15 protein-coding genes are annotated in these 16,669 nt (G+C 70.2%); 13 read left to right on the top strand and 2 right to left on the bottom strand.

The window, feature by feature from the left end:
• Positions 1 to 2: 2 nt before the first annotated feature.
• The gene (locus ACFV5H_RS00700; protein ID WP_385191995.1) at positions 3 to 509 is read right to left on the bottom strand and encodes a GNAT family N-acetyltransferase; all 507 of its coding nucleotides are present in this window, start codon (positions 507 to 509) and stop codon (positions 3 to 5) included.
• A gap of 98 nt (positions 510 to 607) precedes the next feature.
• Between ACFV5H_RS00700 and ACFV5H_RS00705 the strand changes: the two genes are divergently transcribed.
• Together ACFV5H_RS00705 and ACFV5H_RS00710 are read left to right on the top strand one after the other, a co-directional pair.
• Complete coding sequence (locus tag ACFV5H_RS00705; RefSeq protein WP_385045565.1) at positions 608 to 1,891, top strand: geranylgeranyl reductase family protein; 1,284 nt, start codon at positions 608 to 610, stop codon at positions 1,889 to 1,891.
• A 125-nt stretch (positions 1,892 to 2,016) separates the two neighbouring features.
• The gene (locus ACFV5H_RS00710) at positions 2,017 to 3,699 is read left to right on the top strand and encodes a hypothetical protein (protein WP_385191998.1); all 1,683 of its coding nucleotides are present in this window, start codon (positions 2,017 to 2,019) and stop codon (positions 3,697 to 3,699) included.
• A gap of 279 nt (positions 3,700 to 3,978) precedes the next feature.
• On the opposite strand, the gene ACFV5H_RS00715 is transcribed toward ACFV5H_RS00710, so the two are convergent.
• Positions 3,979 to 4,818: a C40 family peptidase gene (locus tag ACFV5H_RS00715; RefSeq protein WP_385192001.1), complete on the bottom strand. Its 840-nt coding sequence runs from the start codon at positions 4,816 to 4,818 to the stop codon at positions 3,979 to 3,981.
• A gap of 919 nt (positions 4,819 to 5,737) precedes the next feature.
• Here ACFV5H_RS00715 and ACFV5H_RS00720 point away from each other — a divergent pair.
• The 11 genes from ACFV5H_RS00720 to nuoK are packed head-to-tail and all read left to right on the top strand — an operon-like array spanning position 5,738 to position 16,657.
• Positions 5,738 to 6,097, top strand: coding sequence for an NADH-quinone oxidoreductase subunit A (locus ACFV5H_RS00720; protein ID WP_003974383.1), 360 nt, complete (start codon positions 5,738 to 5,740; stop codon positions 6,095 to 6,097).
• 13 nt (positions 6,098 to 6,110) lie between these two features.
• Positions 6,111 to 6,665 carry an NADH-quinone oxidoreductase subunit B family protein gene (locus ACFV5H_RS00725; protein WP_016640165.1) on the top strand — a complete coding sequence of 185 codons (555 nt, stop codon included), beginning with the start codon at positions 6,111 to 6,113 and terminating at the stop codon, positions 6,663 to 6,665.
• Entirely contained in the window at positions 6,662 to 7,414 is a 753-nt protein-coding gene (locus ACFV5H_RS00730) for an NADH-quinone oxidoreductase subunit C (RefSeq protein ID WP_385192004.1), read from the top strand. The genes ACFV5H_RS00725 and ACFV5H_RS00730 overlap by 4 nt, the downstream gene beginning before the upstream one ends.
• The gene (locus tag ACFV5H_RS00735) at positions 7,411 to 8,733 is read left to right on the top strand and encodes an NADH-quinone oxidoreductase subunit D (RefSeq protein WP_385045579.1); all 1,323 of its coding nucleotides are present in this window, start codon (positions 7,411 to 7,413) and stop codon (positions 8,731 to 8,733) included. The genes ACFV5H_RS00730 and ACFV5H_RS00735 overlap by 4 nt, the downstream gene beginning before the upstream one ends.
• Positions 8,730 to 9,599, top strand: coding sequence for an NADH-quinone oxidoreductase subunit NuoE (gene nuoE / locus ACFV5H_RS00740; protein ID WP_385045582.1), 870 nt, complete (start codon positions 8,730 to 8,732; stop codon positions 9,597 to 9,599). Before ACFV5H_RS00735 ends, nuoE begins: the two co-directional genes overlap by 4 nt.
• The gene (nuoF, locus tag ACFV5H_RS00745) at positions 9,599 to 10,948 is read left to right on the top strand and encodes an NADH-quinone oxidoreductase subunit NuoF (protein WP_385192007.1); all 1,350 of its coding nucleotides are present in this window, start codon (positions 9,599 to 9,601) and stop codon (positions 10,946 to 10,948) included. Before nuoE ends, nuoF begins: the two co-directional genes overlap by 1 nt.
• Positions 10,945 to 13,500, top strand: coding sequence for an NADH-quinone oxidoreductase subunit G (locus ACFV5H_RS00750; RefSeq protein ID WP_385192009.1), 2,556 nt, complete (start codon positions 10,945 to 10,947; stop codon positions 13,498 to 13,500). Before nuoF ends, ACFV5H_RS00750 begins: the two co-directional genes overlap by 4 nt.
• Positions 13,497 to 14,873 (top strand): NADH-quinone oxidoreductase subunit NuoH, encoded by a 1,377-nt coding sequence (gene nuoH / locus ACFV5H_RS00755; RefSeq protein WP_385045591.1) that lies wholly within the window; start codon positions 13,497 to 13,499, stop codon positions 14,871 to 14,873. The genes ACFV5H_RS00750 and nuoH overlap by 4 nt, the downstream gene beginning before the upstream one ends.
• Positions 14,866 to 15,507, top strand: coding sequence for an NADH-quinone oxidoreductase subunit NuoI (gene nuoI, locus ACFV5H_RS00760; protein WP_385045593.1), 642 nt, complete (start codon positions 14,866 to 14,868; stop codon positions 15,505 to 15,507). The genes nuoH and nuoI overlap by 8 nt, the downstream gene beginning before the upstream one ends.
• The gene (locus ACFV5H_RS00765) at positions 15,504 to 16,361 is read left to right on the top strand and encodes an NADH-quinone oxidoreductase subunit J (RefSeq protein WP_385192012.1); all 858 of its coding nucleotides are present in this window, start codon (positions 15,504 to 15,506) and stop codon (positions 16,359 to 16,361) included. The genes nuoI and ACFV5H_RS00765 overlap by 4 nt, the downstream gene beginning before the upstream one ends.
• Positions 16,358 to 16,657: an NADH-quinone oxidoreductase subunit NuoK gene (gene nuoK, locus ACFV5H_RS00770; protein ID WP_004927567.1), complete on the top strand. Its 300-nt coding sequence runs from the start codon at positions 16,358 to 16,360 to the stop codon at positions 16,655 to 16,657. The genes ACFV5H_RS00765 and nuoK overlap by 4 nt, the downstream gene beginning before the upstream one ends.
• Positions 16,658 to 16,669 lie beyond the last annotated feature (12 nt).

A 16,669-nucleotide genomic window follows, 5' to 3' on the forward strand; every position in this document is an offset into this window, starting at 1 on the left:
GGTCACAGGTCCAGCCGGTAGCAGTGGGCCTCCCGCGGGTCGGACGGGATCGTGAACGTCTCGGCGAGGCGCATCCCGAGCCGTCGGGTGACCGCTATGGAACGGGAGTTGCGGGCGTCCACCATCGCCACCACGCCCGTCGGGCCCGCCGCCGCCACCCGCTCCAGTGTCTGCCGGGCCGCCGCGGTGACGTACCCCTTGCCCCAGTGCTCCCGCGCGAGCCGCCAGCCGATCTCGATCTCGCCCGTCGGGCCCCAGTCGCGCTCCCACGGCTGGGCGCCGGTGAAGCCGATGACCCGGCCGGACCCGTCGAGCACGGTCCACAGGCAGAAGCCGAGTTGGGCGTCGTGCCGGCGCTGGCGGGCGGTGAGCTCCTCGTAGACCGACAGCTCCGCCGACGCGCCGCCGTGGAACTCCATGACGTCCGGGTCGTCGAAGATCCGGTGCCAGACGAAGGCGTCCTCGTGGGTGGGGACGCGCAGCCGTACGACGGGGAGAGCTCGGTTCACGGGGGCAGCCCTTCAGCCGGGTGATCACTCGTGCTGAATAGACTGCCTGTGTCCAGTGCCGGTCGGCACGCAGATTTCGAACTTGGGGAGATCCCGCCGTGACCGAGCCCCTCTCCGACAACACCGCCGATGTGATCGTCGTGGGCGCGGGGCCAGCCGGCTCCACCACCGCGTACCACCTGGCCCGGTCCGGACTCGACGTGCTCCTGCTGGAGAAGACCGAGTTCCCGCGGGAGAAGGTCTGCGGCGACGGCCTCACCCCGCGCGCCACGAAGCAGCTCGTCGCCATGGGCATCGACATCTCCGAGGAGGCCGGCTGGCTGCGCAACAAGGGTCTGCGCATCATCGGCGGCGGGGTCCGCCTCCAGCTCGACTGGCCGGAACTCGCCTCCTTCCCCGACTACGGCCTGGTCCGCAAGCGCGACGACTTCGACGAGCAGCTCGCCCGGCAGGCCCAGAAGGCGGGCGCCCGGCTGTACGAGCGGTGCAACGTGAGCGGCCCGATCGTCGACGACCGCACCGGGCGCATCACCGGTGTGAAGGCCAGGCTCGGCGAGGACAAGCGGGAGGTCACCTTCCACGCCCCGCTGGTCGTGGCCGCCGACGGCAACTCCACCCGGCTGTCCCTGGCGATGGGTCTGCACCGCCGCGAGGACCGTCCGATGGGCGTCGCGGTCCGTACGTACTTCACCTCGCCGCGCCACGACGACGACTACCTGGAGTCCTGGCTGGAGCTGTGGGACCGCCGCGGTCCGCAGGACCGGCTGCTGCCCGGCTACGGCTGGATCTTCGGCATGGGTGACGGGACGAGCAACGTCGGTCTCGGCGTGCTCAACACCTCCGACTCCTTCAAGGAACTGGACTGGCGCGAGGTCCTCAAGGCCTGGTGCGCCTCGATGCCGGAGGACTGGGGCTACACCCCGGACAACATGACCGGCCCGATCCGCGGTGCCGCGCTCCCCATGGCCTTCAACCGCCAGCCGCACTACACGCGCGGCCTGCTGCTGGTCGGCGACGCGGGCGGACTGGTGAACCCCTTCAACGGCGAGGGCATCGCCTACGCCATGGAGTCCGGGCAGATCGCCGCCGACGTGATCGTCCAGGCCCACGCGCGGGCCACCCCGGCCCAGCGGGAGATCGCCCTCCAGCGCTATCCGCGCGTGCTGAAGGACACCTACGGCGGCTACTACACGCTCGGCCGGGCCTTCGTGAAGCTCATCGGCAACCCGAAGATCATGCAGATCGCCGCCCAGCGCGGACTGACGCACCCGATGCTGATGAAGTTCACCCTGAAGCTGCTCGCCAACCTGACCGACCCGACGGGCGGCGACGCGATGGACCGCATCATCAACGGCCTGAGCAAGGTGGCGCCGAAGGCGTGACCGGGGTGACGGGGTGTCCGATCGTGATCATTACGTAACACGCCCGTGGACAACTGTTCGACTTCGGCCGGTGTCGTACGGGGCGTAGCCACTCAGGCACGTCCCGTACGACGAAAGAGCCTTCTATGACACAGCAGGCAATCCGGCGGTTAGGGCCGCTCAGAGCCCTGGGGCTGGTGGCCGCCGCGAGTCTGGTCGCGGCCGGCGCCGCGGGCACCGCCCGGGCGGCCGACGAGCCCCTCCCCGTGACCATCACCGGCGAGGACCGGGTCGACCTGTCGCTGGGGTCCGGCAACGGCGACCCCACGGAACCGCAGATCGACCTGCGGCTGAACGTCCCGGGGGAGGAGCACGAGGGCGACGGCGACGTCCCGACCGTGTTCACCGGCGACTACACGATCCGCATCGACGCCACCGAGCTGGAGGGCGTCGCCTCGGTGAAGCTCCCCTGCGACGCCGACGGTCTCGTCGCCACCTGCACGGGCTGGGAACTGTACGCCGGGCAGCAGTACAACCGCGTCGGCAAGATCCGGCTCGACCTCGACGACGACAGCGAGGCCGGGGACTTCGGCAGCATCAAGGTCACCGGCGAGGGCGAGGGGCTGGACTTCACACCGCTGGACATCGACGTGCTCGTCGGCGGCCCCGAGTTCCTGAACCACAAGCTGCCCCTGCCCGGTGATCTGAAGGCGGGCGACACCTACAAGGCTCCCGTGGGTCTGCGCAACGTGGGCACCATGCCCGCCGAGGGCGCGGTGCTGCGGTTCCACGGCTCGCGCGGGGTGGCCTTCCCCGACTCGTTCGGCAACTGCGCCTACTCCGAGGTGACCACCGGCCCGCTGCTGTACCAGGGCACCGACGTCATCTGCACGTTCCCGGACACCATCGAAGCCGGTGCGGCGTACGCGCTCGCCGAGCCGCTGAAGGTGGGCACCGCGGACTTCGCGCTGCGCGACATCTTCACCTACTCCTTCACGGCCGTACCCCCGGGCGAGGCGGCCGGCCTGCGCGCGGCGAAGGACTACCGGCAGGGCAACGGAGCGGACCTCGAGCTGAAGCACGTCGCCGACGCCGACCCCGCGGACTACACCCGGTACGCGGAACTGGACCTGCCCACGACGAACACCTACGACCTGGAGCTGACGGGCGCCTCGCTGGACGCCGAGGCCGGGGACACCGTCACGGCGGAGATCGGCTTCCGCAACAACGGGCCGGCCTGGATCAGCGCCCTGCGGTCCGGCGGTGAGTCCTTCTCCTTCACGGTGGAGGTTCCCGAAGGGGCGACCGTCACCAAGGCCCCGCAGAGGTGCCGGGAGATCACCCTGGCCGGGGGCGAGAAGGGCTACCGCTGCCTGGTGAGCACCCCGCTGCTGGAGGACGCCGAGTTCACCTACCCGTTCGAGCTGCGCGTCGACCGGGTCGTCGAGAACGCCAAGGGCGAGGTGGCGCTTCCGGAGTCGGGCGACCCTGCCGAGCCGAATCTCGGGAACAATTCGGCCTGGATCGTCCTGAACGGCCCGGACGAGCAGACGGATGGCGGAACGGGTCAGAACGGCGGCGCCACGCCGTCCGCCTCGCCCTCGCCCTCGGCCTCTCCCTCGTCCGGTTCCGGGCAGGACGGCGGCTCCGGTTCCTCCGGTTCCGGCACGAACGGCACGTCCGGTGACATCCAGGGCGGTCTGGCGTCCACCGGTGCCGGCGGGGTGGCGCTGACCGGCGGGGCGGCGCTGCTGGCGCTGGGCCTCGGCGCGGGCGTGACGGTGCTGCTGCGTCGCCGGGCACGGCAGACGGGCGGGGCCATCGCCTGAGAGGCGTGAGTGAGCGCCCGCGCGGCGCGAAGCCGTGAGCGGCGCCGTGGGCGGCCGGGGCCCGGAGGACGGGCTCCGGCCGTCGGCGTCCGTACCGGGGCGCCGTGAGGGGCCGTCACGGGGCCGCACGGCGCCCGGTCGGTGCGTACCGGCACCGCCAACCCGCCCGATCGGCGGGACGATTCGGGCAATCGGTCGATCTCGGCCCGGTGTGCGGGAACGCCGGAGGGCCGCTGCCCCCGAGCGGCAGCGGCCCTCCGGCCCATGACGGGGCGCGGCTCAGAGCACGCGCACGGCACCCGACGCGGGGTAGCCGGAAAGGTCCTGGATGACGACGCCCTTGGAGGGGTTGGCCGCGTCCAGGTACTGGCCGCCGCCGATGTAGACACCCACGTGGTACGCGGAACCCTTGCCGCCCCAGTAGAGGATGTCGCCGACCTGGAGGTTGGACAGCGAGACGTCGGTGCCGACCATCGACTGGTCCTGCGAGACGCGCGGCAGGTCGACGTTGACCTGCTTGAACGCGGCCTGCACCAGGCTGGAGCAGTCCCAGGCGTTGGGGCCCGAGGCGCCCATGACGTAGGCGTCGCCCACCTGCGCCTTGAGGAAGGCGATGACCGTCGCGACGCTGCCGCTGGCGGGCGCGGAGACGGTCGTGGCGGTGGTGGTGGCGGTCGCGGTGAGGGTGGTGCGCTCGGCGCTGCGGGCGGCACGCTCGGCGGCGGCCTTGCGGGCCTCCTCGGCGGCCTTCTTCTTCGCCTCGGCCTTCTTCTTGGCCACGGCGAGGTCGGCCTTGGCCTCCTTGGCGGCCTGCTCCGCGGCCGCGTCACGCTCGGCCCGCAGCTGGTAGTTCGCGGCGGCCTGCTGGGTGGCGTCCGCGGACTGGGCGACCTGAGCGGCCAGGTCCGCCGTCAGGGTGGGCAGTTCGAGGGTCTGCGTCACCGGCTCGGCAGCGTTCGCCGAACCCGACGCCCCGGCCACTGCCAGGGTGCTGAGGACGCCACCGGCAACTCCGGCCCGCATCGCCATCGTGGACTGGGCGGTGCGGCGGGGCTTCCGGTGGCTGCGTATGTGAGCGGTGTGGGACATGGGAACAACCGGTACCAGGCGCTGCTTCATATCTTCAAGAAACGTGTGCTGCGCCACAGTTGTTCAACCGGGACTCCGAATCCCGGGCGTGTCGCTTTTTATTGACGCCCTAACGGACATTGCGGGCGCCCGTGATCGGCCCGTGATCACGTACTTTCATCGTTACGTCCGAATTGCCCCGCGCTTACCACTGGTTGGACCGGTTGGCCAATCCCTCCTTTCATGCGCCTCTCATGAATGTGGCGGAGGTCACGGAACGATTGCCCGCGCCCCCGCGTCGGGGAGTGCCGGCCGAGCCCCGGCCGGGCGCCGGGATCGATGCGGGGATCGATGCGGGGGCCGCCGGTCGGGTCGGCGACTGGAGTGAGGGTCGGATCGGTGGCCGGATCGGCGGCCGGGCGGTGGACGGATCGACGGTCGGGGTGAGGGTCGGGGTGGCGGTCCGGGCGATGGCCGGATCGCGTAACCGGGACTTCGTGAACGCGTGCACACGTCCACATCCCGCCCCTGACCCCCTCTGATGTGTGAACGCTCCTCTATCAAGAGATCAGGTCCAGCACCAATTTGCATGCACGGGAAGCCTCTTGATATGGAGGCGGTCGCTCTGAGCTGCGCTGACAAGGCAAAATGTCACCTTTGGTGATCGCCTGGATGCTTGGCGTGTGAAGATCACCGCTCATCCGACTTCATGATCGTTCGTCAGGTGGTGGAGATCACAAAGCTTGTGCAATACCCCGTGTCGCAGATCACAGACTCACGGGCATAGGATGCGGAGCGGTTGGGCTTGTGACCTGCTTCACATGTTCTCGATCTTCGCCGGGGCGGGCGTGGTTCGTGGGGCAGTTGAGGCGGCGAAGCCCGCTGCACAACCTCCCCCAGGGGCTCGGCTTCGCTCGCCCCCGGGGGGACCCCCATTGCAGTCAATGCCGACTGAGAGGAGCGAGGAGCGGTGAACGCGTATGCGCCCATCCTCGTACTGGGAGCCCTCGGGGCAGGCTTTGCGATCTTCTCCGTGGTCATGGCCACGCTGATCGGTCCGAAGCGGTACAACCGCGCCAAGCTCGAGGCCTACGAGTGCGGTATCGAACCGACCCCCACGCCGGCCGGCGGCGGGCGCTTCCCCATCAAGTACTACCTGACGGCGATGCTCTTCATCATTTTCGATATCGAGATCGTCTTCCTCTACCCCTGGGCCGTCACCTTCGACGCCCTGGGGATCTTCGGGCTCGTGGAGATGCTGCTCTTCGTGCTCACCGTCTTCGTCGCGTACGCGTACGTATGGCGGCGCGGCGGCCTGGAATGGGACTGAGGGGCCACTAGTCATGGGACTCGAAGAAAAGCTGCCGAGCGGATTCCTGCTGACCACCGTCGAGCAGGCCGCGGGCTGGGTGCGCAAGTCGTCCGTCTTCCCCGCCACGTTCGGCCTCGCCTGCTGTGCCATCGAGATGATGACCACCGGCGCCGGCCGCTACGACCTGGCGCGCTTCGGCATGGAGGTCTTCCGCGGCTCACCGCGGCAGGCGGACCTCATGATCGTGGCCGGGCGGGTCAGCCAGAAGATGGCGCCGGTGCTGCGGCAGGTCTACGACCAGATGCCGAACCCCAAGTGGGTGATCTCCATGGGGGTCTGCGCCTCCTCGGGCGGCATGTTCAACAACTACGCGATCGTGCAGGGCGTCGACCACGTCGTCCCGGTCGACATCTATCTCCCCGGCTGCCCGCCCCGCCCCGAGATGCTGATGGACGCCATCCTCAAGCTCCACCAGAAGATCCAGACCTCCAAGCTCGGCGTGAACGCCGAGGAGGCCGCCCGCGAGGCGGAGGAGGCGGCGCTCAAGGCCCTGCCCACGATCGAGATGAAGGGGCTGCTGCGATGAGCGACGCGAACGGCGCGGGCGGGCCGGGCGGGGTGAACCCCGAGAAGGACCTGTCCGCCGAGAACCTCCCCGGCCAGCGCGGACAGGGCGGCGAGGAGATCCGAGTCCAGCGCGGCATGTTCGGCGCCGCGGGCGGCGGCGACACCTCCGGCTACGGCGGACTGGTCCGCTCCGTCCGGCTCCCGGGACCGGCGTCCCGCCCCTACGGCGGCTGGTTCGACGAGGTCGCCGACGAGCTGGAGGGCGCGCTGGAGGAGCAGGACCTGCTCCCGGAGAACGCGATCGAGAAGACGGTCGTCGACCGCGGCGAACTCACCTTCCACATCGAGCGCGAGCACCTGGTCCGGGTCGCGAGGACCCTGCGCGACGACCCCGCCCTGCGCTTCGAACTGTGCACCGGCGTCAGCGGCGTGCACTACCCGAACGACAAGGGCCGCGAGCTGCACGCCGTCTACCACCTGCGCTCGATCACCCACAACCGGCTGATCCGCCTCGAAGTCAGCGCCCCCGACAGCGACCCGCACATCCCGTCGCTGTTCTCCGTCTATCCGACGAACGACTGGCACGAGCGCGAGACGTACGACTTCTACGGCATCGTCTTCGACGGTCACCCGGCCCTCACGCGGATCATGATGCCGGACGACTGGCAGGGCCATCCGCAGCGCAAGGACTATCCCCTCGGCGGCATCCCCGTCGAGTACAAGGGCGCCCAGATCCCGGCTCCGGACCAGCGGAGGTCGTACTCATGAGCACTTCGCACGCCTCCCCTCGGGAGACCACCGAGGGCACCGTGTACACGGTCACCGGTGGAGACTGGGACGAGGTCGTCGAGACCGCGGCCCGCGCCGACGACGAGCGCATCGTCGTCAACATGGGTCCGCAGCACCCGTCCACCCACGGAGTGCTCCGCCTGATCCTGGAGATCGACGGCGAGACGGTCACCGAGGCCCGCTGCGGCATCGGCTACCTCCACACCGGCATCGAGAAGAACCTCGAGTACCGCACGTGGACCCAGGGCACCACGTTCGTGACGCGCATGGACTACCTGACGTCGTTCTTCAACGAGACGGCGTACTGCCTGGGCGTCGAGAAGCTCCTCGGCATCGAGGACCAGATCCCGGACCGGGCCACCGTCATCAGGGTGCTCCTGATGGAGCTGAACCGGCTCTCCTCCCACCTGGTGTGCATCGCCACCGGCGGCATGGAACTCGGCGCCACCACGATCATGATCTACGGATTCCGCGATCGTGAACTGATTCTCGACCTCTACGAGCTGATCACCGGCCTGCGGATGAACCACGCGTACATCCGCCCCGGCGGACTCGCCCAGGACCTGCCGCCCGGCGCGGTGGACCGGATCCGCGAGTTCGTGAAGACGATGCGGAAGAACCTCCCGGAGTACGACAAGCTCGCCACCGGGAACCCCATCTTCAAGGCCCGTATGCAGGACGTCGGCTACCTCGACCTGGCCGGCTGCATGGCCCTCGGCGCCACCGGCCCGATCCTGCGCTCCACCGGCCTGCCGCACGACCTGCGCAAGGCACAGCCGTACTGCGGATACGAGACCTACGACTTCGAGATCCCGACCGCCGACACCTGCGACTCCTACGGCCGCTTCCTGATCCGGCTGGAGGAGATGCGCCAGTCGCTGCGCATCGTCGAGCAGTGCCTGGACCGGCTCCAGCCCGGACCGGTCATGGTCGCCGACAAGAAGATCGCCTGGCCCGCCCAGCTCGCCCTGGGACCGGACGGACTGGGCAACTCCCTCGACCACATCAAGAAGATCATGGGCACCTCCATGGAGGCCCTGATCCACCACTTCAAGCTGGTCACCGAGGGCTTCCGCGTCCCGCCGGGACAGGCGTACGCGGCGGTCGAGTCGCCCAAGGGCGAACTCGGGGCGCATGTCGTCTCCGACGGCGGCACCCGCCCCTACCGGGTCCACTTCCGGGACCCGTCCTTCACCAACCTGCAGGCCATGGCGGCGATGTGCGAGGGCGGCCAGGTCGCCGACGTCATCGTCGCCGTCGCGTCCATCGACCCCGTGATGGGAGGCGTCGACCGGTGACCACCTCTTCTTCGGAGCGGTCCGAGCGGGGCGTCAGCCTGGGCATGCCCGAACTGCCCGCACCCGCCTACCCGGACGACGTCCGGGCCCGGCTGGAGACCGACGCGCGCGAGGTCATCGCCCGCTACCCGGACTCCCGGTCCGCCCTCCTGCCGCTGCTGCACCTCGTGCAGTCCGAGGAGGGCCACGTCACGCGCACCGGGATGCGGTTCTGCGCGGACATGCTGGACCTGACCACGGCCGAGGTGACCGCGGTCGCCACCTTCTACACCATGTACCGGCGCCGGCCGAGCGGTGACTACCAGGTCGGGGTGTGCACCAACACCCTGTGCGCCGTCATGGGCGGCGACGCGATCTTCGAGGAGCTCCAGGAGCACCTGGGCGTCGGCAACGGCGGGACCACCGACGACGGCAAGGTCACCCTGGAGCACATCGAGTGCAACGCGGCCTGCGACTTCGCGCCCGTGGTGATGGTGAACTGGGAGTTCTTCGACAACCAGACCCCCGAGAGCGCCAAGCGCATGGTCGACGACCTGCGCGCCGGCCGCCCGGTCGAGCCCACGCGCGGGGCGCCCCTGTGCACCTTCAAGGAGACCGCCCGCATCCTGGCCGGCTTCCCCGACACGCGCGAGGGAGCCGTCGAGGCCACCGGCAGCGCGGGACCCGCCTCCCTGATCGGCCTGAAGCTGGCCAAGGGGGAGGCCGCCCCCGCGCGCGTGGTGCACCCGCGCGGTGAGGCACCCCGGGACACCCCGCCGCACGAGCCGTCGCCCACTGAGCACCTCAGCTCGCACGACGCGCCGCAGGACACGTCGGCCTCCGACCCGGCGCACCCTGCCGGGCCCACCGCCGAGGAGGGGGAGTGATGACCTTGGCACCCGAACTCAAGGACATGAGCCCGGAGAAGCTGCTCGCACCCGTGCTGTCGGCCTTCTGGGACGAGGACGAGTCCTGGACGCTGGACGTCTACAAGAGGCACGAGGGGTACGAGGGGCTCCGCAAGGCGCTCGCCATGTCACCGGACGACGTCATCGCGTACGTCAAGGAGTCCGGTCTGCGCGGGCGCGGCGGCGCCGGCTTCCCGACGGGGATGAAATGGCAGTTCATTCCCCAGGGGGACGGAAAACCCCACTATCTGGTGGTCAACGCCGACGAGTCGGAGCCCGGAACGTGCAAGGACATTCCGCTCCTCTTCGCGAACCCGCACAGCCTCATCGAGGGCATCGTCATCGCCTGTTACGCCATCAGGTCGTCCCACGCCTTCATCTATCTGCGTGGTGAAGTCGTCCCGGTGCTGCGGCGGTTGCACGAGGCCGTGCGCGAGGCCTACGCGGCCGGCCTCCTCGGCGAGAACATCCTGGGCAGCGGACTCGACCTCGAACTCACCGTGCACGCGGGCGCCGGCGCGTACATCTGCGGTGAGGAGACCGCACTGCTCGACTCGCTCGAAGGCCGCCGGGGTCAACCGCGGCTCCGTCCCCCCTTCCCTGCCGTCGCGGGCCTCTACGCGTGCCCGACCGTGGTGAACAACGTCGAGTCGATCGCGTCGGTTCCCGCCATCATGAACCGGGGCAAGGAATGGTTCCGCTCGATGGGCAGCGAGAAGTCCCCCGGCTTCACGCTCTATTCCCTCAGCGGCCACGTCGCCAACCCCGGACAGTACGAGGCGCCCCTCGGCATCACACTGCGCCAGCTGCTGGAGATGAGCGGCGGGATGCGCCCGGGGCACCGGCTGAAGTTCTGGACGCCGGGCGGCTCCTCGACGCCGATGTTCACCGACGAGCACCTCGACGTCCCCCTCGACTACGAGGGAGTGGGCGCCGCGGGTTCCATGCTCGGCACGAAGGCCCTGCAGTGCTTCGACGAGACGACCTGCGTCGTCCGCGCCGTCACCCGCTGGACCGAGTTCTACGCCCACGAGTCCTGCGGCAAGTGCACGCCCTGCCGCGAGGGCACGTACTGGCTGGTCCAGCTGATGCGGGACATCGAGGCCGGCAAGGGACGGACGGCCGACCTCGACAAGCTGAACGACATCGCCGACAACATCAACGGCAAGTCCTTCTGCGCCCTCGGCGACGGCGCCGCCTCGCCGATCTTCTCCTCGCTGAAGTACTTCCGCGAGGAGTACGAGCAGCACATCACGGGCCGGGGCTGCCCCTTCGACCCGGCCAGGTCGACGGCCTGGGCCGACCACCGTACGGAGGTGAACGCATGACCGTACAGCAATCCGACAGCGGCTCTGCCGCGGGCCGGCGCTCCTCCGGCGGAGGAGAAGCCGCGGTCCCGCCCGAGGACCTCGTGACGCTGACCATCGACGGCGCCGAGATCAGCGTGCCCAAGGGCACCCTGGTCATCCGGGCCGCCGAGCAGCTCGGCATCGAGATCCCCCGGTTCTGCGACCACCCGCTCCTCGACCCGGCCGGCGCCTGCCGCCAGTGCATCGTCGAGGTCGAGGGCCAGCGCAAGCCCATGGCGTCCTGCACCATCACCTGCACCGACGGGATGGTGGTGAAGACCCAGCTCTCCTCGCCGGTCGCGGAGAAGGCCCAGAAGGGTGTGATGGAGCTGCTGCTCATCAACCACCCGCTGGACTGCCCGGTCTGCGACAAGGGCGGCGAGTGCCCGCTGCAGAACCAGGCCATGTCGCACGGCAACGCCGAGTCCCGCTTCGAGGGCAGGAAGCGCACCTACGAGAAGCCCGTCCCGATCTCCACACAGGTGCTGCTCGACCGCGAGCGGTGCGTGCTGTGCGCCCGCTGCACCCGGTTCTCCAATCAGGTCGCCGGCGACCCGATGATCGAACTGATCGAGCGGGGCGCGCTCCAGCAGGTCGGCACCGGCGAGGGCGACCCCTTCGAGTCGTACTTCTCCGGCAACACCATCCAGATCTGCCCGGTCGGCGCGCTCACCTCGGCGGCGTACCGGTTCCGCTCCCGCCCCTTCGACCTGATCTCGTCGCCGTCGGTGTGCGAGCACTGCTCCGGCGGCTGCGCCACCCGCACCGACCACCGGCGCGGCAAGGTCATGCGGCGGCTCGCCGCGTACGACCTCGAGGTCAACGAGGAGTGGATGTGCGACAAGGGGCGCTTCGCGTTCCGGTACGCGCAGCTGCGGGACCGTCTCGACACGCCGCTGGTGCGCAACCCGGAGGGTGAGCTGGAGCCGGCGTCCTGGCCGGACGCGCTGCGGATCGCGGCGCAGGGTCTGCTGGCCTCGCGCGGTCGCACCGGTGTCCTGACCGGCGGCCGGCTCACCGTCGAGGACGCCTACGCGTACAGCAAGTTCGCGCGGGTGGCGCTCGCCACCAACGACATCGACTTCCGCGCGCGCGTGCACAGCGCCGAGGAGGCCGACTTCCTCGCCGCGCGGGTGGCGGGCCGCGGCCGTGACCTTGGGGGCACCTCCCAGACGGAGTCTGGGGGAGGCGCGGGCGTCACGTACACGCACCTGGAGAAGGCCCCCGCGGTCCTGCTGGTCGGGTTCGAGTCCGAGGAGGAGGCGCCCGGCGTCTTCCTGCGGCTGCGCAAGGCCTGGCGCAAGCACGGACAGAAGACGTTCGCCCTGGCCACGCACGCCACGCGCGGGCTGGAGAAGGCCGGCGGCACGCTGCTGCCGGCGGCTCCCGGCACCGAGACCGAGTGGCTGGACGCCCTGGCCGGCGGCGTCGGCCTGCAGGGCGACGGGGCCCGGGCAGCCGAGGCGCTGCGGGGCGAGGGCGCGGTCGTCGTCGTCGGCGAGCGGCTGGCGGCCGTACGGGGCGGCCTGACCGCGGCCGTCCGGTTCGCCGACGCCACCGGCGCCCGGCTGGTGTGGATCCCGCGCCGGGCCGGTGAGCGGGGCGCCGTGGAGGCGGGCGCGCTGCCGGCGCTGCTGCCCGGCGGCCGCCCGTCGACCGACCCGCGCGCACGCGAGGAGATCGCCGCCGCGTGGGGCGTCGCCGAACTGCCGCACCGCTACGGCCGCGACACCGGACAGATCGTCGAGGCGGCGGCACGCGGTGAGCTCCAGGCGCTGCTGGTCGCGGGCGTGGAGGTCGCCGACCTGCCCGACCCGGCACGCGCGCGTGCGGCGCTCGCCGAGGCCGGGTTCGTGGTGTCGCTGGAGCTGCGGCCCAGTGAGGTCACCGAACTCGCCGACGTCGTCCTGCCGGTCGCCGCGGTCGCGGAGAAGGCCGGCACCTTCCTCAACTGGGAGGGCAGGGTCCGCATGTTCGAGGCGGCGCTCAAGCCCGACCAGATGACCCGGCGGCTCGCGCCCACCGACGCGCGCGTGCTGCAGATGCTGGCCGACGCCATGGACGTCCACCTGGGGCTGCCGGACCTGCGCACCATCCGCGCGGAGCTCGACCGGCTCGGCGCCTGGGACGGCCCCCGGGCCACCGACCCGCTGGAGACCGCGGGCGCGCTGCCCCGGCCGGCCGCCGGGGAGGCCGTGCTCGCCGGGCACCGGCTGCTGCTCGACCACGGCCTCCTGCAACGCGGCGACGAGGCGCTCGCCGGCACCCGGCACGCCGCCCACGCGCGCGTGTCGGCCGCCACGGCCGCCGAGGCCGGCGTCAAGGACGGCGACCTGCTCGCGGTGACCGGCACCGCCGGAACGGTCCGGCTGCCCCTGGCCGTCACCGAGATGCCCGACCGCGTGGTGTGGCTCCCGCTGAACTCCGTCGTCGGCGGCGTCGCCTCCGGCACCGGGGCACTGCCCGGCTCACTCGTCCGTATCGGCCCGGCGACCCTCGCCGACGAGGCCACCGAGGAGGTGGAGGCATGAGCCCGTACCTCGCCGCTGAAGACCTCTCGATGTTCGGCACCGACCCCTGGTGGCTGGTCGTCGTCAAGGCGGTGTTCTGCTTCGCCTTCCTGATGGTGACCGTGCTGATCTCCATCGTCATGGAGCGCAAGGTCGTCGCCTGGATGCAGCTGCGCATCGGCCCCAACCGGCACGGCCCCTGGGGCATGCTCCAGTCGCTCGCCGACGGCGTGAAGCTGATGCTCAAGGAAGACGTCGTCGTCAAACGCGCGGACAAGGCGGTGTACGTCCTCGCGCCGATCGTCGCGGCCGTCCCGGCCTTCATGGCGTTCGCGGTGATCCCCTTCGGACCGGCCGGCAACGAGGTCTCGATCTTCGGCCAGCGCACCACCATGCAGCTCACCGACCTGCCGATCGCGATGCTGTACATCCTGGCGGTCGCCTCGGTCGGCATCTACGGCATCGTCCTGGCGGGCTGGAGCTCCGGCTCCACCTATCCGCTCCTCGGCGGCCTGCGCTCCTGCGCGCAGATGATCTCGTACGAGATCGCCATGGGCGCCGCGTTCGCCTCCGTGTTCCTGTACTCGGGGTCGATGTCGACGTCGACGATCGTCGAGACGCAGACCGACCGCTGGTACATCCTGCTGCTGCCGGTCTCCTTCCTCATCTACATCGTGACGATGGTCGGCGAGACCAACCGCGCCCCCTTCGACATGCCCGAGTCCGAGGGCGACCTGGTCGGCGGCTTCAACACCGAGTACTCGTCGATCAAGTTCGCGATGTTCATGCTCGCCGAGTACATCAACATGGTGACCGTCTCGGCCGTCGCCGTGACCCTCTTCCTGGGCGGCTGGCGGGCGCCATGGCCGATCAGCACCTTCTGGGAGGGCGCGAACCACGGCTGGTGGCCGATGCTCTGGTTCACCGGCAAGCTCCTTTCCCTGCTGTTCGGCTTCGTGTGGCTGCGCGGCACGCTCCCGCGCGTGCGCTACGACCAGCTGATGAAGCTCGGCTGGAAGGTCCTCATCCCGGTCTCCCTGGTGTGGCTGATGCTCGTCGCCACCGTGCGGGCGCTGCGGAACGAGAACTACGACTTCGCCGACATCGCCCTCTACATCGGCGGTGCCGTCCTCGCCCTCCTGCTGCTGTCCTTCGTCGCCGACCTGTTCCGCGGCAAGGGAAAGGAGGCCGGGCAGCCCGCCGAGGGCCCGCCCGCCTTCGACCCCATGGGCGGTGGATTCCCCGTACCGCCGCTGCCGGGACAGGAGTCGCCGCCGGTGCCGCGACGCCGTTCGCGCCGGGAGCGGGAGCTGATTGTCAGTGGTGCCCCCGATACTCAGAGTGACGGATCTCCGGTCGGATCCACGGATGGAAAGGAGGCGTCCGATGGCTGAGGAGCCCAAGGAGACCAAGCCCGGTTTCCTGAACCCCGTGGCCGGCTTCGGCGTGACCTTCAAGGCCATGTTCAAGAAGCGGCTGACCGAGCAGTACCCGGAGCAGCAGAAGACCACCGCTCCGCGTTTCCACGGACGGCACCAGCTCAATCGCCATCCGGACGGCCTGGAGAAGTGCGTCGGCTGCGAGCTGTGCGCCTGGGCCTGTCCCGCCGACGCGATCTACGTCGAGGGCGCGGACAACACCGAGGAGGAGCGCTACTCGCCCGGCGAGCGGTACGGCCGCGTCTACCAGATCAACTACGCCCGTTGCATCCTGTGCGGGCTGTGCATCGAGGCGTGCCCCACGCGCGCGCTGACGATGACCAACGAGTTCGAGCTGGCGGACTCCAGCCGCGCCAACCTCATCTACACCAAGGAGCAGCTGCTCGCCGGTCTGGAGGAGGGCATGGTCGACTCCCCGCACGCCATGTACCCGGGCACCGACGAACAGGACTACTACCGGGGCCTGGTGACCGAGGCCGCGCCCGGTACGGAGCGGCAGGCCGTCCACTCCGAGGGCGAGGTCGTGCAGGAGGCCGCCTCGACCTCCGGTCCGGAGGAGCCGGCGTCGGAGAAGGTGATCGGGCGATGACCGGGCAGCTCGCCGCCGCGGCGACTCTCTCGGCCGGCACCTCCACCGGAGAGGCCTTCCAGTTCTGGGTCCTCGGCACGGTCGCCGTGATCGGCGCCCTGTGCACCGTCTTCATGCGGCGGGCCGTGCACAGCGCGCTCTGCCTCGCCGGCACCATGATCATCCTGGCGGTGTTCTACCTGGCCAACGGCGCCTACTTCCTGGGCGTCGTCCAGATCGTCGTCTACACCGGCGCGATCATGATGCTGTTCCTGTTCGTGGTGATGCTGGTCGGCGTCACCGCGGCGGACTCCCTGAAGGAGACCATCAAGGGCCAGCGCTGGCTGGCCCTGCTGTGCGGGCTCGGCTTCGGCGTCCTGCTGATCGGCGGGATCGGGAACGCCTCGCTCAGCGAGTTCAGCGGCATCGGCGAGGCGAACGCGGGCGGCAACGTGGAGGGCCTGGCGGCCCTCCTCTTCACCAAGTACGTCTTCGCCTTCGAGATCACCGGCGCCCTGCTCATCACGGCCGCCGTCGGCGCCATGGTGCTCACCCACCGGGAGCGCACCGAGCGCGCCCGGACCCAGCGGGAACTGGCCGAGCAGCGCGTGCGCGACGGCAAGTACCTGCCGCCGCTGCCGGCGCCCGGTGTGTACGCCCGGCACAACGCCGTGGACATCGCGGGCCTGCTGCCCGACGGCACCCCGTCGGAGCTCACCGTCAGCAAGACGCTGCGGGAGCGCGGCCAGATCCGTGACGTGTCGCAGGAGGCGATCAACGACCTGCGGGCGATGGAGCAGCGCGCGGAAGAGCGCCTGGAGCGCACCGCGATCGACGCGCCGACCTTCAAGCGGGCCGAGGAGGCGTCGAAGTGAACCCCGTGAACTACCTGTACCTGGCCGCGCTGCTGTTCACGATCGGCGCCACCGGCGTACTGATCAGGCGCAACGCGATCGTCGTGTTCATGTGCGTCGAGCTCATGCTCAACGCCTGCAACCTCGCGTTCGTCGCCTTCTCCCGGATGCACGGCAACCTCGACGGCCAGATCATCGCGTTCTTCACGATGGTCGTCGCCGCCGCGGAGGTCGTGGTCGGGCTGGCGATCATCGTGTCCCTGTTCCGTTCCCGCCACTCGGCCTCGGTCGACGACGCCAGCCTGATGAAGCTGTGAGGGGCTGCTGAA

The organism is Streptomyces sp. NPDC059787 (assembly GCF_042732315.1).
Lineage (GTDB): Bacteria > Actinomycetota > Actinomycetes > Streptomycetales > Streptomycetaceae > Streptomyces > Streptomyces atrovirens.